The sequence below is a fragment of the Shewanella sp. genome (assembly GCF_041630135.1).
Classification (GTDB): domain Bacteria; phylum Pseudomonadota; class Gammaproteobacteria; order Enterobacterales; family Shewanellaceae; genus Shewanella.
In genome coordinates this window covers 93,681-118,100 of sequence record NZ_JBFKLW010000003.1, presented here as the reverse complement: position 1 = coordinate 118,100, position 24,420 = coordinate 93,681, and the positions used below count along the sequence as shown (strand labels likewise).

16 protein-coding genes are annotated in these 24,420 nt (G+C 52.5%); 8 read left to right on the top strand and 8 right to left on the bottom strand.

The window, feature by feature from the left end:
• Window positions 1-531 precede the first annotated feature (531 nt).
• The gene (locus tag ABYK60_RS01795) at window positions 532-1,260 is read left to right on the top strand and encodes a hemolysin III family protein (protein WP_372870203.1); all 729 of its coding nucleotides are present in this window, start codon (window positions 532-534) and stop codon (window positions 1,258-1,260) included.
• Window positions 1,261-1,324: 64 nt separating this feature from the next.
• Here ABYK60_RS01795 and ABYK60_RS01790 read toward each other — a convergent pair whose 3' ends face one another.
• The 3 genes from ABYK60_RS01790 to ABYK60_RS01780 all read right to left on the bottom strand — a co-directional run bounded on the left by ABYK60_RS01790 (window position 1,325) and on the right by ABYK60_RS01780 (window position 6,854).
• The gene (locus tag ABYK60_RS01790; RefSeq protein ID WP_372870202.1) at window positions 1,325-4,414 is read right to left on the bottom strand and encodes an error-prone DNA polymerase; all 3,090 of its coding nucleotides are present in this window, start codon (window positions 4,412-4,414) and stop codon (window positions 1,325-1,327) included.
• Window positions 4,414-6,072, bottom strand: a complete 1,659-nt coding sequence (locus ABYK60_RS01785) for a DNA polymerase Y family protein (protein WP_372870201.1) — start codon at window positions 6,070-6,072, stop codon at window positions 4,414-4,416. Before ABYK60_RS01785 ends, ABYK60_RS01790 begins: the two co-directional genes overlap by 1 nt.
• Before the next feature lie 86 nt (window positions 6,073-6,158).
• Window positions 6,159-6,854, bottom strand: coding sequence for an ImuA family protein (locus ABYK60_RS01780; RefSeq protein WP_372870200.1), 696 nt, complete (start codon window positions 6,852-6,854; stop codon window positions 6,159-6,161).
• Between the two features lie 492 nt (window positions 6,855-7,346).
• Between ABYK60_RS01780 and ABYK60_RS01775 the strand changes: the two genes are divergently transcribed.
• Together ABYK60_RS01775 and ABYK60_RS01770 are read left to right on the top strand one after the other, a co-directional pair.
• Complete coding sequence (locus ABYK60_RS01775; RefSeq protein ID WP_372870199.1) at window positions 7,347-7,709, top strand: MGMT family protein; 363 nt, start codon at window positions 7,347-7,349, stop codon at window positions 7,707-7,709.
• 14 nt (window positions 7,710-7,723) lie between these two features.
• Window positions 7,724-8,470, top strand: coding sequence for a DUF3108 domain-containing protein (locus ABYK60_RS01770; RefSeq protein ID WP_372870198.1), 747 nt, complete (start codon window positions 7,724-7,726; stop codon window positions 8,468-8,470).
• Between the two features lie 72 nt (window positions 8,471-8,542).
• Here ABYK60_RS01770 and ABYK60_RS01765 read toward each other — a convergent pair whose 3' ends face one another.
• Window positions 8,543-9,349, bottom strand: a complete 807-nt coding sequence (locus ABYK60_RS01765; protein ID WP_372870197.1) for a class II glutamine amidotransferase — start codon at window positions 9,347-9,349, stop codon at window positions 8,543-8,545.
• Between the two features lie 239 nt (window positions 9,350-9,588).
• On the opposite strand from ABYK60_RS01765, the gene fadE reads away from it, so the two are divergent.
• Window positions 9,589-12,036 carry an acyl-CoA dehydrogenase FadE gene (gene fadE / locus ABYK60_RS01760; RefSeq protein WP_372870196.1) on the top strand — a complete coding sequence of 816 codons (2,448 nt, stop codon included), beginning with the start codon at window positions 9,589-9,591 and terminating at the stop codon, window positions 12,034-12,036.
• 457 nt (window positions 12,037-12,493) lie between these two features.
• Here the strand turns inward: fadE and ABYK60_RS01755 are convergent, their stop codons facing one another.
• The 3 genes from ABYK60_RS01755 to hutH form a co-directional block, all read right to left on the bottom strand.
• The gene (locus ABYK60_RS01755) at window positions 12,494-14,443 is read right to left on the bottom strand and encodes a cation:proton antiporter (protein WP_372870195.1); all 1,950 of its coding nucleotides are present in this window, start codon (window positions 14,441-14,443) and stop codon (window positions 12,494-12,496) included.
• An 867-nt stretch (window positions 14,444-15,310) separates the two neighbouring features.
• Window positions 15,311-17,323 carry a urocanate hydratase gene (locus ABYK60_RS01750; RefSeq protein ID WP_372870194.1) on the bottom strand — a complete coding sequence of 671 codons (2,013 nt, stop codon included), beginning with the start codon at window positions 17,321-17,323 and terminating at the stop codon, window positions 15,311-15,313.
• A 17-nt stretch (window positions 17,324-17,340) separates the two neighbouring features.
• Window positions 17,341-18,834, bottom strand: a complete 1,494-nt coding sequence (hutH, locus tag ABYK60_RS01745) for a histidine ammonia-lyase (protein WP_372870193.1) — start codon at window positions 18,832-18,834, stop codon at window positions 17,341-17,343.
• Between the two features lie 204 nt (window positions 18,835-19,038).
• On the opposite strand from hutH, the gene ABYK60_RS01740 reads away from it, so the two are divergent.
• Window positions 19,039-19,932 carry a LysR family transcriptional regulator gene (locus ABYK60_RS01740; RefSeq protein ID WP_372870192.1) on the top strand — a complete coding sequence of 298 codons (894 nt, stop codon included), beginning with the start codon at window positions 19,039-19,041 and terminating at the stop codon, window positions 19,930-19,932.
• A gap of 51 nt (window positions 19,933-19,983) precedes the next feature.
• On the opposite strand, the gene ABYK60_RS01735 is transcribed toward ABYK60_RS01740, so the two are convergent.
• Window positions 19,984-20,412 (bottom strand): Lrp/AsnC family transcriptional regulator, encoded by a 429-nt coding sequence (locus ABYK60_RS01735; protein WP_372870191.1) that lies wholly within the window; start codon window positions 20,410-20,412, stop codon window positions 19,984-19,986.
• A 152-nt stretch (window positions 20,413-20,564) separates the two neighbouring features.
• On the opposite strand from ABYK60_RS01735, the gene ABYK60_RS01730 reads away from it, so the two are divergent.
• From ABYK60_RS01730 to astD, 3 genes are read left to right on the top strand one after another with little or no spacing between them, the layout of a single operon-like run.
• Window positions 20,565-21,782 (top strand): aspartate aminotransferase family protein, encoded by a 1,218-nt coding sequence (locus ABYK60_RS01730; RefSeq protein ID WP_372870190.1) that lies wholly within the window; start codon window positions 20,565-20,567, stop codon window positions 21,780-21,782.
• A 59-nt stretch (window positions 21,783-21,841) separates the two neighbouring features.
• Entirely contained in the window at window positions 21,842-22,888 is a 1,047-nt protein-coding gene (gene astA, locus ABYK60_RS01725; RefSeq protein ID WP_372870189.1) for an arginine N-succinyltransferase, read from the top strand.
• Window positions 22,885-24,372 (top strand): succinylglutamate-semialdehyde dehydrogenase, encoded by a 1,488-nt coding sequence (astD, locus tag ABYK60_RS01720; RefSeq protein ID WP_372870188.1) that lies wholly within the window; start codon window positions 22,885-22,887, stop codon window positions 24,370-24,372. Before astA ends, astD begins: the two co-directional genes overlap by 4 nt.
• The last annotated feature ends 48 nt before the right edge of the window (window positions 24,373-24,420 follow it).

Here is a 24,420-nt window from a genome sequence, read left to right as displayed (position 1 = left end):
CCTTTCCTTTTCCCTGGGCTCTTGCGTGAGCTTTTCCCTGATTTTTCTGGTCTTTTGGCTGGGCTCGGTTTTACTTGGGTTTACTCGTGGTTTTATCTGAACCTGCATGCAGGTTTTCCGTGGCTTAGTTTCCTTCTCAAGCTTCCGCCTTAATCAGTTTCAGCCTTCAGTGCTCCTGACACTGAGCCCGGTGCCAATGTCGTTTCGTTTGCCCCGGAACCGGCAGCAGAACTTACCAGACCAACTAAATTGCAACGCCTGATAATTCATCCGCTTAAAGCCTCACTAACCATATCGCTATTGGAACAGAGGCAAGCAGCAAAAGTTCCTGATTGGTTATCATCTCGCGCAGCATACTGCCTATCTTAATGGGGTGAAATTTTTCCCCACCAAAGAGAGCTATCTTCAATGCACTGATTTAAAACAGATAAAAACACTTAAGCGTACACTTGTACTCTTTTTTGTGGTGTTTGCAGAAAGTGAATGTTAGATTAACGACTCTAATGCCAAGCCCTATCCCAAGAGTTCATCATGCCGTCAATGCAAGCCAGCAGCGTATCAGAACCTGCTCCTGTTAATGCTCCAGAGAGCACCTTAGCGCATACTCAAGATGCAGCCAGCCAAGCCGCTTACAGCAAACGGGAAGAGCTGGCCAATACCTTGAGCCACGGCATTGGCGTTGTCGCGGCGCTGCTTGGCACAGTCGCCATGCTGTACGACAGCATTGGCCATTTGAGTGTGCTGCAAACCTTCGGCGTTGGCCTTTATGGCCTGAGTATGGTGCTGCTGTTTGCCTGTTCTACCGCTTATCATTGGGCCAAATCACCCGCGCTTAAGCGCAAATTCAAACTGTTTGATCACTGCGCCATTTATCTTTTGATTGCCGGAACTTACACCCCGTTCGTGCTCATCACCCTTCAAAGCGCCGATGTCGATTGGGTATTGGCAGCTATCTGGTTACTTGCGCTTGGCGGCATTGGGTTCAAGCTTTTGTTTTTACATCGCTTTAAAGCGTTCAGCCTGCTGTTGTACCTTGCGATGGGCTGGTTGTGTGTGGCGGTGCTCGACAAGATGATCGCCGGCCTGACCGACACCGGCTTTACCCTGCTGCTCACCGGCGGCCTGTTTTACAGCCTGGGGGTGGTATTTTATGCGGTGAAACGTATTCCCTTTAACCATGCCATTTGGCACCTGTTTGTGCTTGGCGGCGCTATCAGTCACTTCCTGTGTATTTACCTGACGGTGATCCCCAAGGGCTGATACCAGCCACGGCATTTGGACACATGTTCTGCATCATCAGTCGGTAATAAAAGCTCTGTAAGCGCTAGTGAAAATCCCGCGAGGCCACTTTGAGGCTATCGAGTAAATGCGAGATATCCTCAAGGCGACCCGCCACCACATGGGTCACGCCATCGGCATGTTCCACAGTGCCATTTACCTTCAAAATAGTTGATGTTAAATAGGGCTTTCGCTGCGCCCTTGCTGTGCCCATCCACACTATCAGGTTAGTGTTGCCAGTTTCATCTTCCAGGGTGATAAAGGTAACGCCAGATGCAGTGCCGGGTCGCTGCCTGCCCGTGACCACGCCGGCAACAGTTACCAGCTGGCCATGGCGGGTATATTCAAGCTCATTTGCTGTCAAATATTTTCCAAGCAACCCCGCCATTCGCAGTAATGCTATTGGATGTTGCCCCAGGCTTAACCCCTTACTGCGATAATCCGCCTTGAGGCACTGCACCGCATTGGGGGCGTCCAGGTTTGACTCTGCTCCCACGGGCTTAAGCGGCTCTGGCAAGTCATCAAACAGTGGCAGGCTTGCCTGGCGGGCAGAAAGTTGCCAGCGGCTCTGAAATCGGTGGCCACTGAGCAGCCTGAAGGCATCGGCAGTAGCAAGCAGCTCCAGCGCATGCCTGTCGAGCAGCATGCTAACTTCACTCAAATGCGCAAAACCGGCCGTAGGACGAACGGCCACCAGCCTTTGTATAGCCTGCGCTTTCAGGCCTTTGACCTGCCTGAATCCCAGTCGAATAGCAAAGCCGGTGGCGGTCTTCACCAGGCTGCTGTCCCACTGGCTGTGATTGATACACACATCAAACACTTCCACCCCATGGCGGCGCACATCCTGCAACAGCTGTGATGGGCTGTAAAACCCCATGGGCTGGCTGTTCAAAAGCGCGCAGCAAAAAGCCGCCGGGTGATAACACTTAAGGTAAGCAGAAACATAGGCCAACAGCGCGAAACTGGCCGAATGGGATTCAGGAAAGCCATATTCGCCAAAGCCCTGAATTTGGCGAAATATCTGCCGTGCAAAATCTTCGCTGTAGCCCCGAGCCGCCATGCCATCCAGCAGCTTTTGCTCGAAGGGCCACAGCTTACCTGTATGTTTCCAACTGGCCATGGCCCGGCGCAGCGCATCCGCCTCACCGCCACTGAAACCTGCGGCCACCATGGCAAGCTTGATCACCTGTTCCTGAAAAATCGGCACGCCCAACGTCCGCTCCAGCACGGCTTTCACCGCCTCACTGGGGTATGACACTGTCTCCAGCCCCTTTCGGCGACGAAGGAACGGATGCACCATATCGCCCTGAATAGGCCCGGGGCGCACAATCGCAATCTGGATCACCAGATCGTAATAACAGGCGGGTTTCAGCCTTGGCAGCATGGAGGTTTGTGCCCGGGACTCCACCTGAAACACCCCCATGCTGTCGCCGCGCTGCAGCATTCGATAAACATGGGGATCTTCGGCTTTGATTGACCGCATGCCAAAGGGCTGCTGATGGCGACTGATAAGCTCGAAGCACTTGCGAATGGCAGTCAGCATCCCCAGCGCCAGCACGTCTACTTTCAGCAGTCCCAGCGCCTCCAGATCGTCCTTATCCCACTGAATAACGGTTCTGTCTTCCATGGCAGCGTTTTCGACCGGCACCAACTCAGAGAGTGGCCCGGCAGAAATCACAAAGCCGCCCACATGCTGGGATAAATGACGCGGAAACCCAAGCAAGGACTGCACAAGCTCGCCAAACATGTCGGCGCCGGGCAAATTCGCGGCCAATTGCTCGCGCCAGGGATGGCTCGGGTCGCGCCTGTCGATGCCCTGAATCAGCCTCGCCACCAGCTCTCTGTCCAACCCCAGCACCTTGCCCACCTCCCCCATGGCGCTTTTCAGCCGGTAGGTAATCACGCTCGCCGCCAACGCAGCCCGGTGGCGGCCGTACTTGCGATAAATGTACTGGATCACTTCTTCACGGCGCTCATGCTCAAAGTCCACGTCGATATCCGGCGGCTCGTGACGCTCTTTGGAAATAAAGCGCTCAAACAGCATATTGACCCGGGTGGGATCCACTTCGGTGATCCCAAGGCAAAAGCACACCACAGAATTAGCCGCCGAGCCACGGCCCTGATGCAGAATCCGCTTGCGTCTGGCAAAGCGGACTACGTCGTAAATAGTGAGAAAAAAGTATTCGTATTCAAGCTCATGGATAAGCTTAAGCTCGGCCAGGTATTGACGTTTTACCGCCTCCGGCACCCTTATGCCATAGCGGCGCCGGGCCCCTTTGGCCACCTCTTGGGCAAGGTATTCACTGGCGCTAAACCCGGCTGGCACCAGCTCAGCCGGGTACTCGTACCTGAGCTCATCCAGCGAAAACCGGCATTGGCGGGCAATCTTCTGCGTGTTGGCAATCCACTCCTGCGGATAACGGCGATGAATACTGGCAAGGGGCCGCAGGTAATGCTCTGCGTTCTGACACAGCAGCCCTTCAGCTTCATCAAGCCTCAGGCCCAGACGAATACAGGTGATCACATCCAAAAGCGGCTGACGCGCCGCACTGTGCATCCACACATTACCTGCCGCCACACAGGGAATGCCACAAAGCGCGGATAAACGCATCAGATAGCGTTGCCACAGACTGCCTCCCGCCTCCAGACACTGCTCGGCCAGTAAATACAGCTTGCCCTGCCACGGCGACAACTGCCGCGCCAGATGTTGCTGAGCCGCACGCCATTGCTGCTCAGCACCGGCGATATCCCCCTGATTATGGGGCATGTTCGGCCGCCACAGCAGCACACAATCAGCCACTGGCAGCAACACATCATCCAGACTGATACGATACTCGCCCTTGGGAGCCCTTCTGCGGCAACGGCTGATAAGGCCACACAAGTGACCATAGCCACGGCGACTCGTGGCCAGCAGCACAAAGGTGCCTTCAGGCAGGCGAAATTCACTGCCTACAATCAGCGCTATCCCAGCCTCCACCGCGGCCATATGAGCCTTAACCACACCAGCCACCGAACACTCATCGGTAATGGCGATGGCACTGTAGCCAAGCCTTGCCGCTTCAGCTACCAGCTCATGCGGATGCGAAGCACCCCGTAAAAAACTGTAGTTACTGATGGCATGAAGCTCGGCGTACATTAAAACCAGCCCTGCAAATAAAGTCCTGTGTCACCCTCGCGGCGAAACACCCAGCACAGACCGCCGTCCACATGGCGGGCAAGATAATAATCCCGCGCAGCAGCCTGGGCTTGCGATTTATCCTGCCACCAGGGTTCACGAACTCGCTCCGGACCACGCAATAAAGTAAAGAGTCCCTCTTCGACCACCTCTGGCTGTGGCAATAACCAGGGCGGGCGACAGGCAAATCCCATGCCCGGCGAGGCGTTCCCCTGGAGAGAGTCAGCTGCTGGTATAACCGCCGAGATGGGTAACAAACGGAATGAATGCTCGGGCAGCAACGCAGGCTTTGCCTCCAGACGCCTGACCTTATCAGCACCCAACCTCGCTTCCAATCTGGCAAACAGGCTCAGGCTGGCTCTGTGACTGTCTGTCAGGGTGGCTTTGGACAGTACGCTTCTGGGGACAAATCGGCATTTGTGCAGCGTCAGCGCTATGACAGGAGCCACTAAATGGAAACGCTCAAGCTGCAAACGACACAGGGCAAGTAACCCTTCAGCACTGAACTCGGCAAAGGGATAAGCCAGATGTAAATGAGCACAATCCTGGTGCTTGTCATCCGGGAGCACGGCTTTACAAGCGTTTTTTTCAACACCAACACAATCGCGATAGTGCAGCACCAGTTCCAGCATGGACACCGCCAACTGACGCTGACGCAAAAATAGTGATAACTCTGAAAACATACGCCCAAGCACAAACACCAAAGCATCGAAACTGGCAGCCTCGTACATCAGCTCCACCCGTTGCTGATAACGCTCGCCAGGACAATAAAAGCGCTGTGGATGTTCAAGTCTGCCATCCAACCGCCCCATTAGCTGGATAAACTCTGGGCCAAAACGGATCCCAAGTTCAGCACGGGGTAGCTGAGTCAAAGCGCCTATGGTCTCAAGTCCCATGCCCTGCAACCGTTCCAGCAAAAGCTCCGGGACAGGCAGACTGGATAAAGAACATGACATCATTTGGCTGACCTCATGCTTTACAGCATTTTTGGAGGAAGGCTGAAGCTGTTCTGCTGCCAACATCTTCTGCGCCTGGGGAAAACGCTGCAGTGACTTCCGGGGCATAAAGCGTGAATGCGCGCTTGAGTGAGGCAAAGCCCCTGTTTCCAAGGGATTGCACTCAGAGACAAAGACCGGGCAGCTTCGAGCAAGCACACCGGCAGCCACTGGGGTGTCAGCAAAGGCCATGGCAAAACAACAGCCAAGACGCGACAACGTCGACATCAGCGTCTGGCCAAGAGCCTGCTCTCCACCAAACAACCTGGACATGGAACCCACTTCCAACAGCAGTACATCCCGGCAACGTTCAAAATGCAGTTCAGGTGCCGGAGGTGGCACCACCCGGGCGCTGAAACTATAGCCGTGGCGACACAGCCAATCGCAGCCTTGTTGATGCAGCGAGGCTTCATAGGGGAACGGCTGCAGATCCGGACACAGCTGCGCCGCACTGCCCATACTCTGACCAGCCACCACCCCGGCACTGGCCGCCTGCGGGCAGGCTTTAAGCACACGCGCCTTTATCACATCGTAAAGAATAAGCGGCACTGTTGACGCCAGCCCCTGCACATGGCGCTGATAATCAAGCTCCCAGTTGGGCAGCCATACACCAAGCCAACGCATCAGTCAGCAACCTGAACAGATCTATCACTTGTTAGCCGATAACCCAGACAACACTCATTGATACACCCCATGCTTTATCCCTCGGCTCAGGCACTGCCCCAAGGCCCTTGTACCACCTGCAATGATGATTGCGGGGGTAAGTAACGCACCAGCAGCGGTGAAATACCATCTATCAGCAACTTGTCCTGTGGTTTGCCGCCACGGCGTTTAAGCAGAGTCAGTTCGAGTCTGCCACCGTCCCCACCTGGAGTTAATCCCAAACGCAATGGCAAAGGGTTGCCCTCAGTGGCCTCGATAACCGAGATAATCGCCAGGCACCGGCCCTTTTCTGCGGCCAACTGCAAACGCCGTGCTTCTGTCAGACTCAAACGGTCGAGCCATCCCAGCAGCAGTCTGCAACCACCACTGGCCAGGCTCTGCTCCATAGCCCAGAGTCTGTCTTTGCGCACATCGACATCCACCAAACAAAAGCCCTCCGGGCGCAGGCCATGTTGCAGTAAATATTGTGGATTCAGCTGCCATGGGGCACCCACCACAATAACCGGCTCATCATTTTCGCCCTGAATACGCTTCAGCAAGGGGGTTAGCAGCAACAGCAATTGCGAACCCTGCACCGGGCAACTGAGTTCACACACACCATGGCGCGGCCAGCCGTTATCGGGCAAAGCATCATCTAAAGTCTCAAAACCTGTGGTATAGCCGGTTTGCTGGCAAGTCTGCTGTCCAAGCCAGATATCCTGGCGACCAAGCAGTCTGGAAATATCTTGTGGACTGGTCTTCATAGGGCACCCTCATTCAAACCTGACATCTAAAGCCAAACCAATGATACTGTATAAACATACAGTACACCAAGTTTGGCTTACTTGCCAACCCTCTGAGCCCTCTCCCTGATACCTAAGAGATAAATGATTTTTAATGTGGCTCATAACAGATGTCATGGCCTGGCCTTCTTCCCGATCTAACTGACTGAAATAACGTCTTCAGCACATCCTGTCGGCGAGTCCATCACTGGCATGGTCAGATTAAAACCATGAAAAAAACAAAATTACTACTTATAAATCAATGCGATGACACCAAAATTCACCATCAGATGCTTAGCTGTCAGTACGAAGCTTTTTACAGGGGGGCCGTAATGCCGGAGGGTTCTCACTTGTTTGATGGGGATATATTTACAGTGCGCCACCCACTCGGCAGGCTGGAAGTTATACGGTCGCAGCCAATGCCACTTAAAAGACTGGCTGCTGCCGAAAAGGCCATTTAGTATAGGTGCATGAATGCTTTTGGAAAGTGTATGGATGTCGGCCCTGAGTCCAAGCCGGATCTGGCATATAGTGACCCTTATTCCCGAGGGCAAGGTAATGAGTTACGGCAAAGTAGCCGATCTTGCCGGTCTGCCCGGCCGCGCACGCTATGTATCAAGAGCACTTAAGCTCGCGCCGGATGACCTGGCACTGCCCTGGCACAGAGTAATAAACAGCCAGGGAAAAATTGCCTTCCCCAAAGACACTGAACCCTTTCGATTGCAGCAGGAAAGCCTGCGTCTTGAAGGTGTTATCGTGAACCAAGGCAAGATCAACTTGTCTGAATATGAGTGGCAACCTGACATGGCCACCCTTATATTGAGTCTGCCTTACTGACGCCAAGGAGTTGTATGCGCCAATTTTTGTTATCTGTCGCCCTGCCACTGCTGAGTTTGAGTGCCCTCGGCGGTAATGCCTTTGCCCAAAACTCACTGTCGCCATTTGAGGCCGACTACAAGGTGTTGTACGGCGATATTGGTTTGGGTAAAGCCCATTTCAGTCTGCCTGCACCCGAAGGCAACTATTACGAATATAACTTTACCTGCGAACTGAGCCTGCTTTTTTTAAGTGACGAACGCACTATCAAGAGTAAATTCCGTCGTACCGACCAGGGTCTTGAACCCATGGTATTTATGCATCAGCGCACAGGTACCGGCAGTGATTTCAGCGAACAGGTCGCCTTCCTGAAAGACAAGTCCATTGTTCGCAGCAACTACAAGGGCGAACATGTAGAGCTGCCGTTTGAAAACAAACTCTACGATACCATGATGGTGCAGTTGCAGTTCCGCCAGGATCTGATTGAAGGCAAAGATACCCTCGAATACCACATGGTAAAAGACAACGAAATTGACGATTACTCATTCAAACGTATTGGCGAGGAAATGCTGAATATCGACGGCACCGAGTACCGCACCCTGCGCCTTGAAGTCATTCGCGACAGCAAAAAGCGCAAAACCGTGGTGTGGATGGCACCGGATTTAGCCTATCTGCCGGTACGCATGACTCACTTTGAAAAAGGCGACAAACAACTGGATGTACAGTTGACCGGTTACCGCTTTACCGACACGACGGCCACACCGCTGGCGACTACCCCTTAAACGACACACTGACAATAAAAAGCCGGTACACCCGGCTTCTTATTGTTCTGGATATTTAGACCACTCAGATTATTACCCTGCACCGCCTATAGCCACAAAAGCGCCACCACCAACCACTTCCCCTTTACAAAACAGCTGCCACTGACCTGGCTGCATGATATTCCAGGCCTCGTTATCGGTTAATGGCCGGGTAGCAATCACTGTCACCACATCATTGGGGGTGGTTTCTTTATCAAAATCAATCACCACATCGGTATCTATCAGCTTAGCCTTACCAAAGGGAGCACGGCGGGTGATGTGACTTAAGTTGTTACTGCAAAAACTCATCAGGTAATTGCCTTCGGATAAGATCATATTAAATACACCAAGTGCACGGATCTCTTCCGCAAGTTCAGCTACATAGCCAAAAACCAGCAACATATCATCGGGACGTTCATCACCAAAACGGGCCACCAGCTTTTCCAATATCCAGCAAAACGCCAACTCACTGTCAGTATCCCCAACAGGGCAGAAACGGCGTACAGAAAATTTGTCTTTATAGTCAGTCAACTGGCCATTATGGGCATAGGTCCAGTTAAGGCCCCACAGCTCCCTGTCAAAGGGATGGGTATTTTCAAGCGCCACACAGCCCCGATTTGCCTGACGAATGTGGCTAATCACTGTCTCACTCTTGATGGGATAGGATTTTATCAGGCTGGCAATATGCGATTCACTCGACGGACAAGCGTCTTTAAAAGTTCTGCTGCCCTTGCCTTCATAGAAGGTAATGCCCCAACCATCCACATGGGGGCCGGTTACCCCACCGCGCTCGGCCAGCCCGGTAAAACTGAATACTATATCGGTGGGTACATTGGCACTCATCGCCAGTAATTCACACATATTGAGCACACCTGAAGGTCACAAACACAACAACTAACTTATTGTAACTTTGCCCCTTGTTGATGGGAATGGCAGAACGGGCGAAAAAATTTAAACATTTGTTTGAAAAATGCTTGTGTTCAATCACGGTTAGATTTACTTTTTAATGCGACACAGGTCTGACCACACACTATACTTGTGATCAGGATCGCTTGCATATGACCCGCCTGGAGAAGGGTTATAAATAAAGGAGAACGAGAGTGACTACCCTACTTTGGAGTATCGCGCTGCTTGTAGTGCTTGGAGCCTGCGCTTATTTGCGGGTGTCCCTGATGACCGCTACTGCCGCAGCCGCAATTATGTTGACCGCAGGATGGACTTTGGATGTTGTCGGCCTTTGGGGCGGCATCGCATTTTTGGTTATCGCCCTGCCACTGAATATCAGCAGCATCCGTCAGAGCCTGATCACCCGCCCACTGCTGAAGCTGTACCGTGGGATCATGCCCGAAATGTCTTCCACTGAAAAAGAAGCCATTGATGCTGGCACCACTTGGTGGGAAGCGGATTTATTCGCCGGTAATCCCAACTGGAAAAAGCTGCACAACTACCCCACCGCACGTCTCTCTGCCGAAGAACAAGCTTTTCTCGACGGCCCGGTAAACGAAGTGTGCCGCATGTTAAACGAACACCAGGTATCCCATGAACTGGCAGATCTGCCGGCTGATGTGTGGCAATACCTGAAGGACAACGGCTTCTTCGCGATGATCATCAAGAAGAAGTATGGCGGTCTTGAATTTTCTGCATACGCCCAATCCCGCGTACTGCAAAAGCTGGCAGGTATTTCCAGTGAGTTGGCCTCTTCTGTTGGCGTACCCAACTCTCTGGGGCCAGGCGAACTACTGCAACACTATGGTACCCCTGAGCAGCAGGATCACTACCTGCCACGTCTGGCCAAAGGTCTGGAGGTTCCCTGCTTTGCACTGACCAGCCCTGAAGCCGGTTCAGATGCAGGTGCGATTCCTGACTACGGTGTTGTCTGCAAAGGCGTGTGGAAAGGTGAAGAAGTGCTCGGCATGAAGCTCACCTGGAACAAGCGCTACATTACTCTGGCGCCTATCGCCACTGTACTGGGTCTGGCCTTTAAACTGCGTGATCCTGAGCGTCTGCTCGGCGGCGAAGAAGAGCTCGGCATTACCTGCGCCCTTATTCCTACCGATGTAGAAGGCGTGGAAACCGGTCGTCGCCACTTCCCGCTCAACTGTATGTTCCAAAATGGCCCAACCCGCGGTAAAGACGTGTTTGTACCACTTAGCTTTATCATCGGTGGCCCGAAAATGGCCGGTCAGGGCTGGCGTATGCTGGTTGAATGTCTGTCGGTTGGCCGTGGTATTACGCTGCCATCCAACTCAGCCGGTGGCGTAAAAACCGCCGCACTGGCAACCGGTGCCTATGCCCGTATCCGTCGTCAGTTCAAACTGCCTATCGGTAAGCTGGAAGGTATTGAAGAGCCAATGGCACGCATTGGCGGTAACGCCTACCTGATGGATGCCGTGACCTCGCTCACCACCACCGGCATCGACCTGGGTGAAAAGCCATCGGTTATCTCGGCCATCGTCAAGTATCACCTCACCGACCGTATGCAGAAATGCGTAATTGATGCCATGGACATCCACGGCGGTAAAGGTGTGTGCCTTGGCCCCAACAACTACCTGGGCCGTGGTTATCAGGCTGCACCTATCGCCATTACCGTGGAAGGTGCCAACATCCTCACCCGCTCTATGATTATCTATGGTCAGGGTGCCATTCGCTGCCATCCATACGTACTGGCCGAAATGGATTCAGCCTTCGATACCGATGTACGTCAGGGTTTGAATAAGTTCGATGCCGCCCTTTTTGGCCACATCGGCTTTACCATCAGCAACCTGGTTCGCAGTGTGTGGATGGGGCTCACTGGCAGCCGCTTCTCTAACGCCCCTTATGGCGACAAGACCAAGCGTTACTACCAGCATATGAATCGTTTCAGTGCCAACCTGGCGTTACTGTCAGATCTCGCCATGGCGACTTTGGGCGGCAACCTCAAGCGTAAAGAGCGAATTTCGGCACGTCTTGGTGATATGCTCAGTCAGCTTTATCTGGCTTCTGCCACGTTGAAGCGTTATCAGGATGAAGGTCGTCAGACCGAAGATTTGCCGCTGGTGCAATGGGCGGTTGAAGATGCCCTGTTCAAGCTGCAAGCCTCTTTGGATGAGCTGCTGGACAACTTTCCTGCCGGTCTGGGCGGCGTGCTGCGCGTATTGCTGCTGCCTTTCGGTCGACCACTGAAGCGTCCAAGCGATGTACTGGATCACAAGGTTGCCAAGATCATGCAAACTCCTTGTGCCAGCCGTGAGCGTCTCGGTCAGGGCCAGTTCTGGGAAGCCTGTGACAACAACCCTGTGGGCGTTCAGGAGCAGACCTTCAAGGACATCCTTGCTGCTGAGCCGCTGTACGACAAGGTATGCAAAGCTGCCGGTAAGCGCCTGCCCTTCATGTGGCTGGATCAGGTGGCCGCGGAAGGCAAAGCACTGGGGATCCTCTCAGAAGCGGAGATTGCGCTGCTGGAGAAAGCCGAAATTGGCCGGATGAAGTCTATCAACGTAGACGACTTCGCCCCTGCGGAGCTTATGGCTCAAGCTGAAAAACCCAAAACTCAGGAACAAGCGGCCTGATAAAGTACCGCTAAAATAAAAAGGCGCCTGCGGGCGCCTTTTTATTTCTGTTGATATTCATATTAAGCGACATTTAAGTCGCATAAAAACCTGCACAATTTATTGCAATATTCTACCACCTGAAAAAACCGATACTGGGACAAGCATCCTGAATTTACCTAAGGAAGGGGCGAATAAGTCCCGTGCTTGCTCTGCGTGTGCTTACAGTGAATAGATGCAAGGCACAGTTCGCAGCGAATGGCCCTAGTCCTTCGCAAGAACTGCAACGTCGCAGATACCGCTGCAAGCCACGCCCTGCGGGGCTTTGATTGCAACACCATTTCGGCGTTATTCAACTTCAGCAGGCCTCGTCATGCTGAAGTTGAATGCCTTGAACTGTCGTCGCTATCAAAGCCAGAGCTGTACGAGGACTTGTTCGCACCTTCCCTAATGCTAAACCACCAAATTACCCAGCGGACTACTGTCCATTGCTTTTTTCTCCTACGTCAGCAGAGGACGCCATAGCCATGTCTGGGGCAGTCTGTTCCTGTTGAGCCAACCTTGCAAATGCATCACGCTCGGCTTGCTCCTGCTCTGCTTTGGCTTTATCCAGCGCTTCTTTTTCTTGCTGCTCCCTGGCATATTGCTGGGCTTCAACCGGAATGAGACTGATTAGCTCAATACCTGTGGCTGGAATTTCACAACCCGCAGTCACAATACGCAGCTTGTCGCCCTGCAGATATACCAGGGGCAACACACTCTCACCGTAACGCCGGAAAAACTCCACCAGGGTGAAGCTTTCACGCAGAGTCGTGCTTTTCAAAATGCCACCACGGGCCATCTGGCTGGCAATTTTGGCGTAAGTCACACCCTCACCGAACAGGCAAAGCCTTTTCTTATAAGCTTCTGAGGCTTGATGACGGGCGCTGGTGCCTTCCATATTGTTGAGGCCAAATACCTTCTCAGAGCCAAAGTAATCCTGAAAATGAAAGCTCACCAAGGGATTCAACTGCCTATAGGGTGACAAAACCAACACCCGACCAATGCCGGTTAAATCAAGATAAGTTTCCGCGTGTTCTGAAGCCGGATTACCAAAATACACAGGAATATTGTCCATCCGCGCCAGGCGAATGTTGTCCCAGTTGGTATCGGCAAGCATCACTTTAATATTTTTCGCTTTGAGTAATTTCGCCATCTCGCGTGAAAAGGCAGAAGCGCCGAAAAACAAAATCCCTTGAACAGAACCTGCTTTTACCTTCAAAAAACGCGCCCATCTTCCGGCCGTAAGACTCTGGATCACCACTGTCCCAATGATGATAAGAAACACCATCGGCACTATTTTTTCAGCGCCTGAAACACCCAGTTCTTCAAGCTTGATGGCAAATAATGATGAAATAGCTGCTGCCACAATCCCTCTTGGTGCCACCCAGCTTAAAAACCATTTATCCGCTGTGGAGAGATTGGTTCCTATTCCAGAAAGCCACACACTGATGGGACGTGCCACCAACATAGCCACCGCCAGCACACCTATTGCGCCCCAGCCAAGATCCATCATGGCAGAAGAATCCAATCTTGCAGCCAGCAAAATAAACAGCGCTGAAATCATCAGTACTGTCAGGGTTTCTTTAAATTCAAGAATGTCAGCAATATCCACTCCGCGCATATTGGCTAACCAGATGCCCATTACAGTGACAGTAAGCAGACCGGATTCTTCTTGCAGCAAGTTTGAACCGACAAAGGTGCCCAACATCACAGTCAGCACAGCGGTGTTTCGTAAATAGTGAGGCAAGAGATCGCGACGCAGCACCCAGCCGATTAAATAACCCATAGCAGCCCCGGCACCGAACCCCAGCGCAAGAATGGAGGCAAACGACATGAGAATGTGACTGGTGGCATCCTGAGACGCTGCAATATATTCAAATACCAAAACCGCCAGCACGGCGCCTATGGGATCTATCACAATACCTTCCCAGCGAAGGACACTGGCAAGTTGCGACTTGGGACGCACACTGCGCAGCATGGGCACAATTACAGTGGGTCCGGTCACCACAACCAAGGCACCAAACAACAATGCCAGCGCCCAGTCAAAATGCATAAAGTAATGAGTCGCAAGTGAAATGGCTACCCAGGTGACGACCATTCCTATGGTGACAAGGTGAGTCACCATACGGCCATAATCCTTGATTTCTTTAAAGTTAAGAGTCAATGACCCCTCAAACAATATGATGGCCACACCAAGAGAGATCAGCGGGAATAGCAACTCGCCAAAAATTGCATCAGGCTTCAGAATACCCAATCCGGGTCCCAACAGCAGTCCACACAGCAACAGAGGTAAAATTGCCGGTAAACGTAATTTCCAACCCAACCACTGGCAAAACAGCGATAAAACGCCGATTAACGCCAAAATGCCCGTGATGTATTCAACCATGTCGCAGTCCTTGAACGATTAAGACACTGAAATTGTTCAGAGTTAAAAGATAGCTCTATATTCATCTTATCTGGTTTTCACCCGATTAACATCAATCCTGAAACTCAGTGTCTGCCACTGCAGGCCTCAGGCGATGGCAGCAACTTCATCTGTCGATCATGTTTATGAATATTTCTGATCCGGGCTTTGACTGAAGCCGACTCGTCTTTCATTGCCATTTGAAAAAACTGACGTGTTTCGCCCAAATAGGTAACATGTTGCCTGCTGAGTTCGTAAAACCCGTGATACGCCCAGGCTCTGACAAATTTATTGGTATCGCTCAGTTGGTACTTTAAAAAGGTATACAGCTTGTCACAGTCTTCGCTTGCTATGGGTAAATACGGCATACACTGCAGCAAATGAAGCCGTGTTTCCCACCTCGCGGCAGTACTGAAACACCCATACACAGCCCTGACTTGCAATTCATCAAGTTGATGGCCGGATTCAAGCCAGGCTTTTAACAGCCATGACGCCTCCCTGGTGCATTGTCCCTTTTGCAACAAAGCCAAAATATCAGCTGAAAAATGCCCTTCATTGCCATGGCGGCTAAGCAAGACCTTCAAATCAATAGCCGATTGACCTTCCGCACTGTTCAATTCATGTTCAAGGGTCACGGTTGTCTCCTGCAATGGATGCTGGTCGTGTGGCCTGTAAAAGCCTTCAAGTCAATTTAAGCTGACATAGTCAAATAAGCAGAGAGAATTGACCATGGTGCTTTAGCGTATTCCATTCTCTGTGATTAAAGGTTCACTCGCCGTCAGTATCATTCGGCTACCAATAAAAAACGCCCACTGGGGGCGTTTTTCAATAAGGCATCACATTACCAGATTAAAATTTCAGGGCGTTGATGATGTTGTCATCGACACAACTGGCAAGAGTCACCTTCAGTTTAGGCGTGCGGGCCATTTCCCGTTTGATAGCAAAATTGGCCTCTTCGTTACGGGCCCAGCTGCGACGGGCAATACCGTTGTTCACATCAAACAGCAGCATGGATTTTAAACGGCGCTCTGCAGCCTCGCTACCATCGAGTAACATGCCAAAGCCACCGTTGATCACTTCGCCCCAACCTACCCCGCCACCATTGTGGATAGAGACCCAGGTGGCACCGCGGAAGCTATCACCAATTACGTTATGAATGGCCATATCGGCAGTAAAACGGCTGCCATCATAGATGTTGGAGGTTTCACGGAATGGTGAGTCAGTACCGCTCACATCGTGGTGGTCTCGACCAAGCACCACTGGGCCGATTTCACCGCGATTAATAGCATCGTTAAAGGCCTTGGCGATTTCCATGCGCCCTTCAGCGTCAGCATAGAGGATACGCGCCTGAGAGCCCACCACCAGCCGGTTTTCTTTGGCGTCCTTAATCCAGGTGATGTTGTCCTGCATCTGCTGCTGAATTTCTTCCGGTGAGTGAGCCATAATGCGCTCAAGCACCTCGGCGGCAATCGCATCAGTCTTGTCCAAGTCGGCGCTGTTACCTGAGGTGCACACCCAGCGGAATGGGCCAAAGCCATAGTCAAAGCACATCGGGCCCAGAATATCCTGCACGTAAGATGGATACCTGAAGTCAATACCGTTGTCGGCCATCACATCGCCTCCGGCGCGGGAGGCTTCCAGCAGGAAGGCATTGCCGTAGTCAAAAAAGTAAGTGCCCTTGGCGGTATGGCGATTAATCGCATCAGCATGGCGCTTGAGGGTGGCCTGAACCTTGGTTTTAAACAGCTCTGGCTCCTCACGAATCAAACGATTTGACTCATCGTAGCTGATATCCACCGGGTAGTAGCCGCCTGACCAGGGGTTGTGCAGGGACGTTTGATCCGAGCCCAGATGCACAAAAATATCATGCTCATCGAACGCTTCCCATACGTTTACCACGTTGCCGATAAAGGCAATAGACACCACTTCGTCGTTGGCCTGAGCCTGTTTAACCCGGGCAACCAGTGCATCCATGTTGTCGATAAGCTCATCCACCCAGCCCTGGGCGTGGCGCTTGGTGGCGGCCTTGGGGTTGACCTCGGCGCACACGGTAATACAACCGGCAATGTTACCGGCCTTGGGCTGGGCACCACTCATGCCGCCAAGTCCGGCGGTGAGGAAAATCTTGCCTTTAGGGCTGTCACCTTTTTCCAGTACCTTACGGAAACCGTTCATCACGGTAATAGTAGTGCCGTGCACAATGCCCTGAGGGCCTATGTACATAAAGGAGCCTGCGGTCATCTGGCCATACTGGGTCACGCCAAGAGCATTAAAACGCTCCCAGTCGTCTGGCTTGGAGTAGTTAGGGATCATCATGCCGTTGGTCACCACTACCCTTGGTGCATCCACAGACGATGGGAACAATCCCATTGGATGGCCAGAGTAAAGGTGCAGGGTCTGATCCGCTTCCATCTCGCTTAAGTACTTCATGGTGAGGCGATACTGGGCCCAGTTCTGGAACACAGCGCCATTGCCACCGTAAGTGATTAGCTCTTCGGGATGCTGAGCCACGGCCGGGTCAAGGTTGTTATCGACCATCAGCATAATGGCGGCGGCCTGCTCGCACTTGGCGGGATAGTCAGAGATTGCGCGGGCCTTCATCGCGTATTCTGGCTTGAAGCGGTACATGTAAATGCGGCCAAAATCGTTCAATTCTTTGGCAAACTCTGCAGCCAGTTCCTGATGCCACTCGGCCGGGAAATAACGCAGCGCATTACGTACTGCCAGCTGCTTTTCAGCGGCGGTGAGAATGTCTTTACGCTTGGGAGCGCGGTTGGCATCGGCCGGATAGGGCTTTGGTACAGGCAGCTCGGTTGGGATCCCTTGTTTGATTTGTTCAGCAAAAGTCATATTGGTTTCCATGCTTGTCATCCTCCCCCTTACTTCACGGTAAAGGCCTGAGCCTTCACCAGCGCAATAATGGCATCAATATCGGGCTTGAGCAGGCGGTCTTCTTCGAGCTTGGCCACTTTTTCACGAATGAGCGCATGGTTTTGCTCAATGATGTCTGAGCAGCGGTTGGGACGGCGAAAATCAATGGCCTGGGCGGCATACATCAGCTCAATAGCGAAGATTTTCTCAAGGTTACCCAAGATCTGATTCAGCTTACGGCCCGAGATACTGCCCATGGACACATGGTCTTCCTGGCCCATGGAGGTGGGCACGCTGTCGGCCGATGGCGGGAAGCACAGGGATTTGTTTTCGGTAACCAGCGCTGCGGTGACGTACTGAGGGATCATCATGCCAGAGTTAAGACCACCCGAGGTGGTGAGCAGACGCGGCAACCCATGCAGGCCTTCGAGCAGCAAATAGCAACGGCGGTCTGAAATATTACCCAGCTCAGCCGCAGCAATGGAGGTGTAATCCAGTACCATGGCCAGCGGCTGGCCGTGGAAACCGCCACCGGAAATGGCCTCTTCGGCACTGATGACGATCGGGTTGTCGGTGACCGAATTCATTTCAATTTCGGCCAGCTCTTTCAAATGGTTGTAAGCGTTACGCGAGGCGCCGTGAACCTGCGGGATACAGCGCAGCGAGTATGGATCCTGCACCCGATCGCAATCTTCGTGAGAGGCCATGTTCTCAGAGTCTTTGAAGAAGCTGCGCATACGGGCGGCCACTTCGATGTTGCCGGCAAAGGGGCGAATTTCGTGCAGCTCGGCACGAAATGGCGACTGACTGCCCTGCATGCCTTCAATGCTCATGGCACCGGCCATGTCGGCCAAATCCAGCAAATAGCCCATCTTGGTCAGGGCTGTGATGGCGTGGGACAAAATAAACTGGGTACCGTTAATGAGCGCCAGGCCTTCTTTGGCGTGCAGCTCCAGCGGCTCAAGACCATGAGCCTTTAGCACCTCACGGGCAGACACTATCTTTTCGCCCTGCCAGAATTCACCTTCGCCGAGCAGCGGCAAAAACAGATGCGACAGCGGCGCCAAATCGCCGGATGCGCCCACAGAGCCCTGCTCAGGCACCACAGGAATCAAGTCAAGGGCGATAAAGGCCAGCATACGCTCAACCACGTCGAGACGAATACCGGAAAAGCCCTGACTGAGTGCATGCACCTTGGTGATAAGCATCAGCTTGGAGATGGATTTGGCAATGGGTTCGCCCACGCCCACTGCGTGGGTGATGAGCAGGTTCTTTTGCAGCAGGTGAGTTTCGGCAGGGGAAATCTGGGTATCGCACAGGGGGCCAAAGCCGGTGTTGATGCCGTAAATGGCTTTATCGGATGCGGCCATCAGATCCACGTTATGGCGGCTGGCGTTGATCTTGTCGATGGCTTGCTGGCAGAGCTCTGCCTGAATACTGCCGTTGGCAATGCCGTTTACGGTTTCGAGAGTGAGATGGTCAACACCATATCTAAAACGCATCTTTGGCTCCTAACAATTTGTTTTATCGTTTTTATTTGTGGGCAAAACCCATGGTTTACCCCTATTGCCCCCATGCTAGCTTGCCGCTGAAGTTTTATAAATGCACAATAACCGTAATTCATTCCGGATTTATCGAACTATTGTCTGGCAGGTTTGTTGGCAACTGAGCAGCATTCGATAGACAGCCACCACAGGAAAGCATAAGTGCAGGTTCATGACGTCGATTTAAAACTGCTGAGGATATTCGTGGCCATAGTGGAGTGCGGCGGCCTGTCGGCGGCCGAATCCAGGCTTAACATTGGCCGCTCCACCATCAGCGCTCACTTGTCAGATTTGGAAGTGCGCCTCGGCATTAAACTCTGTAAGCGCGGCCGCAGCGGTTTTGAACTGACCGAATCCGGCAGGGTGACCTATCAGGCATCACTTGAGCTGTTGCAGCATTGCGACGCCTTTGCATCCACAGTGGCCAGCGCCAAACAGGAGCTTGCCGGCCGGGTCAGCATTGCGGTTATTGATACTCTGGTGAGTGACCCGCGCTGCGACATCGCAGGGGTGATTTCGGCGCTGAAGGCAAAGAGCAACCATATTCAGTTCGATATCAACGTATGTGAGGCGCGGGAGGTGGAAACCTCGGTGGTCAACGGCCGCTCTTTGGTAGGGATTGGCGTAAGCCGTCATCATCTACGCGGACTCGATTACCATCCGCTGCATAATGAAACCAACTACTTATATTGCGGTGTGGGCCATCCACTGTTTGATAGCACTGCAGACAAAATGCCAAAATTGCTGCAAAACGCCGAGGTGATCACCAGTAACTACATGCGCGACAAAGAGATGCGCAATGATGATCTTAACTATCAGAACACCGCCACCGCCTACCATGATGAAGGCATCGCCCATCTTATTCTATCGGGCAAGTTTATTGGCTATCTGCCGGAGCATTACGCCAGCCATTGGGTCGAAAAAGGCCTGTTTAAGGCCATTTTGCCGCAAAAGTATTCCTACCAGATCCCGGTGATGCTAATCACTTCCAAGAGTCATACGGCCACGCCACTGGCCAGCGCGCTCATTGCAGAAATTAAACAATGCCACCTGTGATAAACAGTTGAAAACCAATCGCCAAAAAACACAACCTCAGACTGCCTGCCGTTAACGTTTAAATTTGGTTTCCAGAATAACCGATGAGGTGGTGCGCTCTACCCCATCCAGGTTGCCAATATCATCCAGCAGGTGGCTGAGCTGCTCTGTAGTTTGCGCCTGTACCACAGCAATCAGGTCATACTCACCACTGATGGCGTAGAGCTCACTGATCCTGTGCATCTTCTTTAATTCCACATTCGTTTTGGTGGTGAACTTTTGCTTTACCTTAATGGCCACATGGGCCGACACCAGATGGCTTGTGTAGGCTTCACCAAGCTCTACACCATAACCTTTAATCACACCGGTTTGCTCCAGACGGGCAATACGGGTCTGCACCGTTGAGCGCGATAAATCCAATGCACGGGCCAGATCCGATACGCTGATACGGGCATCGTTTTTCAGCAACGCCAGCAGACGCTCATCTTCTTTGCTTATCATTTTGCCAAACAACCCCGTTAAATTGACCAGTCGAGTTGCAATATTGTCATTTTTGCCACTGCAATTTGCAACTTATGCTCAATATAATACAGGGATAACTAAAGAAAGGGCCTTGAGCCCACAATAAAACAATACAAAAACAGAGGCTTTGCATGCATATCAACAGAAGTTTATTCGATGAAGTGATGGTACCCAACTACGCACCATCTCAGATAATTCCGGTCAAAGGTGAAGGCTCGCGTCTTTGGGATCAACAAGGCCGCGAATTTATTGATTTCGCCGGTGGTATCGCCGTTAACTGTTTGGGTCATTGTCATCCCGTACTTGTCAATGCCCTGACTGAGCAGGCCCAAAAGCTGTGGCACCTGTCCAATACCATGACCAACGAGCCGGCGTTGATGCTGGCCCAACAGTTGGTTGATAACACCTTTGCCGAGAAGGTCTACTTTGCCAACTCAGGCGCCGAAGCCAACGAGGCCGCCCTGAAACTGGTTCGCCGCGTGGCCTTGAACAAGTTTGGCGCTGATAAGTCACAGATTATTGCTTTTAAACAAGGCTTCCATGGCCGCACCCTGTTTACCGTATCTGTGGGTGGCCAGCCTGCTTACTCCGATGGTTTTGGTCCCAAGCCAGCCGATATCGACCATGCCGAATACAACAATCTCGACAGCTTGAAAGCACTGATTTCTGACCGCACCTGCGCCGTGGTACTGGAGCCGCTGCAGGGCGAAGGCGGCATCATCAACCCAACCCCTGAATTCATCAAGGGCGTGCGTGGGCTTTGTGACCAGCACAATGCTCTGCTGGTATTCGATGAAGTACAAACAGGCGTCGGCCGCACCGGCGAGCTGTATGCCTATATGGGTCTGGGCGTCACCCCTGATGTACTGACTACAGCCAAGGCACTTGGCGGTGGTTTCCCCATTGGCGCCATGCTCACCACCACTGAACTGGCCAAGCATCTGGTTGTAGGCACCCACGGCAGCACCTACGGCGGTAATCCGCTGGCCTGTGCCGTTGGCCTGGCTGCTTTTAATACCGTCAACACCCCCGAAGTATTAAATGGCGTAAAACAGCGTGAGCAGCTGTTCCGCGACGGTCTGTTGGCGATTAATGAGAAGTACAAGGTATTTACCGAAGTACGTGGTAAGGGTCTGCTTCTGGGCGCTGCACTCAATGCCGATTACGCAGGTAAAGCCAGAGACTTTATGTTGGCTGCCGCAGAAGAAGGCCTGCTGGTCCTGATGGCTGGCCAAAATGTTGTTCGATTTGCGCCGTCGCTGATCATTCCTGAGCAGGATATTGCACAGGGTCTGGCTCGCTTTGAGGTTGCCATCGCCAAGTTGGTTGCCAAGCTTAACGCGGCCTAAGACCTTGAACGGCCGGAGTTTGATCCGGCCGTCTTCATGCACATCAAGAGAACAGCATTATGTTATTGATCCGTCCAATTCAGGGCTCGGACTATCCTGCGCTGCGAACCATGGCCGAGGAATCCGGTGCAGGCTTTACTTCCCTGCCCCTCGATGAACAAAAACTGACTCAAAAGATTGCCCATTCAGAGCACAGCTTTAGTGCCTCAATTGATAGACCCGGAGACCAGGGTTATCTGTTTGTGCTCGAAGACACCCAAACTGGCGAAATCCTGGGAGTGTCAGGCATTGAAGCCTCTGTCGGTCTTTCCAGCCCCTTATATCACTTCCATAAAAGCACAGTGGTACATCAGTGCAAAGAGCTGGATATCTTCAATCCGGTTGAGGTGCTGACCATGGGCAATGATTACACGGGGGTTACTGAAATTTGTACCCTGTTCCTGCGTGAACCATTCAGAGTTGGGCTCAACGGGCGTTTACTGTCCAAAGTACGCTTTATGTTTATGGCCGAGCATCCGAAACGTTTTGCCAAACTGGTGATTGCCGAAATGCGCGGCGCAGCAGATGAGAACGGTCAGCCCCCCTTCTGGAAATGGCTGCAACAAAGTTTCTTCAATATGGCATTTTCCAAGGCCGATTACCTGATTGGTGTTGGCAACAAAGGCTTTATTGCCGACCTGATGCCCCGCTATCCCATCTATGTTGATTTATTGCCCGAAGCGGCCCGAAATACCATAGGCCAGGTGCACGAAAATACAATTCCTGCACTTAAGCTTCTGGAAAACGAAGGCTTTATGCATCGCGGCTATGTGGATCTGTTCGATGCAGGCCCTACAGTGGAAGCCCAGCTTAAACAAATCAAGTCGGTACGCCAAAGCCACAGAGTCAAGGTGGTGATCAGTCAAAACCCGGCAGAACACAAAGGCGAATTTCAGCTGGCAGTCTGTAACTGTGACAGCGAAGCATTCCGCGCCACTGTCACTGATGAGTGCCGCCTGGACACCGAAACCCACAGCATTCTGATGAGCCCTGCTATGGCAGACCTGCTAAAGGTCAACGAAGGCGAACTGGTCCGTTACTTAAATCTCGACAAGGGGGCCAAATGAGTCCAGTTATTGAAAACCCATCAAACTGCCAGTTTTTTAATGGCGTCTGGCACGTTGGACACGGCAAGACTTTCACTTCAATCAATCCCGCTACCGGCGAAACTGTCTGGTGTGGAAATGGCGCCGATGCCGGGCAGGTCGATACTGCGGTAAAAGCTGCCCGTAGTGCTTTTTATCACTGGTCAGCCATGCCGCTCGTTGAACGTGTGGCCATTGTTCAGGCCTTTGCTGCACGGCTGACTGAACACAGTGAAGCCATGGCGCGACTTATTGCTGAAGAAACCGGCAAAGCGCTGTGGGAAAGCCGTACCGAAGTGGCTGCCATGACCGGCAAAATCGCCATTTCCATCAAGGCCCACAGCGAACGCACCGGCACGGTGGAAAACCCCATGCCGGGAGCCCGCGCCTTTATTCGTCACAAGCCCCATGGCGTAGTGGCGGTATTTGGGCCTTATAACTTCCCCGGTCATCTGCCCAACGGCCATATAGTGCCCGCGCTGATTGCCGGTAACACTGTGCTGTTCAAACCCTCGGAACTGACACCAAAAGTGGCCCAGTTTACCGTTAAGCTGTGGCAAAACGCAGGCTTGCCTGCTGGTGTAATTAACCTGCTGCAGGGCGAAGTGGAAACCGGCAAGGCGCTGGCTGGCCATCCGGGTATCGATGGTCTGTTCTTCACCGGTAGCTCAAACACGGGTCACCTGCTGCATCAGCAGTATGCCGGTCAGCCGGGTAAGATCCTGGCGTTGGAAATGGGCGGTAACAACCCGCTTATAGTTAACAATGTGGCCAATATCGATGCTGCAGTGCACGACATCATCCAATCAGCCTTTATCTCCAGCGGTCAGCGCTGCACCTGTGCCAGACGCCTGTTTGTTAAAAACGACGCCAACGGTGATGCTATTCTGACCAAGCTGATCGAAGCCACCCGCCAAATCCGCGTGGATCAACCCTTTGCCGAGATCCAACCATTTTATGGTGCCATGATAAGCGCCAAAGCGGCGGCCGCCATGGTTAAGGCTCAGGCTGATATCCAGGCTCTTGGCGGAGTATCACTAATTGAACTGACCCAGCCTGACTCGGCTCTGGGCTTTGTGACTCCCGGCATCATAGATGTGACTCAGGCAGCAGCACTGCCGGACGAAGAACACTTTGGCCCACTGCTTAAGGTGTACCGTTACGACGACTTCGACGCTGCCATCGACGAAGCCAACAACACCGCCTTTGGTCTGTCTGCAGGATTGCTGGCCGACAACGAAGCTGATTACGAACACTTTTTCGGCCGTATCCGCGCCGGCATTGTTAACTGGAACAAACCCATTACCGGTGCATCCAGTGCAGCGCCCTTCGGCGGTATTGGTGCCAGTGGTAACCACAGAGCCAGCGCCTACTATGCAGCCGACTACTGCGCTTATCCGGTGTCATCAGTGGAAGCAAGCAGCGTTAGCCTGCCGGCGAACCTGAGCCCGGGACTTGTTATTTAATTTAACCAAACCAACACGTACCAAACGTTAGCATTACCAGGATTAACA

Excerpts from the sequence above, each read along its gene's own strand:
- astA (WP_372870189.1), top strand. The coding sequence starts at position 21,842 with ATGTTATTGATCCGTCCAATTCAGGGCTCGGACTATCCTGCGCTGCGA.
- ABYK60_RS01795 (WP_372870203.1), top strand. The coding sequence starts at position 532 with ATGCCGTCAATGCAAGCCAGCAGCGTATCAGAACCTGCTCCTGTTAAT.
- hutH (WP_372870193.1), bottom strand. The coding sequence starts at position 18,834 with ATGCGTTTTAGATATGGTGTTGACCATCTCACTCTCGAAACCGTAAAC.
- ABYK60_RS01735 (WP_372870191.1), bottom strand. The coding sequence starts at position 20,412 with ATGATAAGCAAAGAAGATGAGCGTCTGCTGGCGTTGCTGAAAAACGAT.
- ABYK60_RS01770 (WP_372870198.1), top strand. The coding sequence starts at position 7,724 with ATGCGCCAATTTTTGTTATCTGTCGCCCTGCCACTGCTGAGTTTGAGT.
- ABYK60_RS01790 (WP_372870202.1), bottom strand. The coding sequence starts at position 4,414 with ATGTACGCCGAGCTTCATGCCATCAGTAACTACAGTTTTTTACGGGGT.
- ABYK60_RS01765 (WP_372870197.1), bottom strand. The coding sequence starts at position 9,349 with ATGTGTGAATTACTGGCGATGAGTGCCAATGTACCCACCGATATAGTA.
- ABYK60_RS01730 (WP_372870190.1), top strand. The coding sequence starts at position 20,565 with ATGCATATCAACAGAAGTTTATTCGATGAAGTGATGGTACCCAACTAC.
- ABYK60_RS01780 (WP_372870200.1), bottom strand. The coding sequence starts at position 6,854 with ATGAAGACCAGTCCACAAGATATTTCCAGACTGCTTGGTCGCCAGGAT.
- ABYK60_RS01755 (WP_372870195.1), bottom strand. The coding sequence starts at position 14,443 with ATGGTTGAATACATCACGGGCATTTTGGCGTTAATCGGCGTTTTATCG.
- ABYK60_RS01785 (WP_372870201.1), bottom strand. The coding sequence starts at position 6,072 with ATGCGTTGGCTTGGTGTATGGCTGCCCAACTGGGAGCTTGATTATCAG.
- astD (WP_372870188.1), top strand. The coding sequence starts at position 22,885 with ATGAGTCCAGTTATTGAAAACCCATCAAACTGCCAGTTTTTTAATGGC.
- ABYK60_RS01775 (WP_372870199.1), top strand. The coding sequence starts at position 7,347 with ATGCTTTTGGAAAGTGTATGGATGTCGGCCCTGAGTCCAAGCCGGATC.
- ABYK60_RS01750 (WP_372870194.1), bottom strand. The coding sequence starts at position 17,323 with ATGGAAACCAATATGACTTTTGCTGAACAAATCAAACAAGGGATCCCA.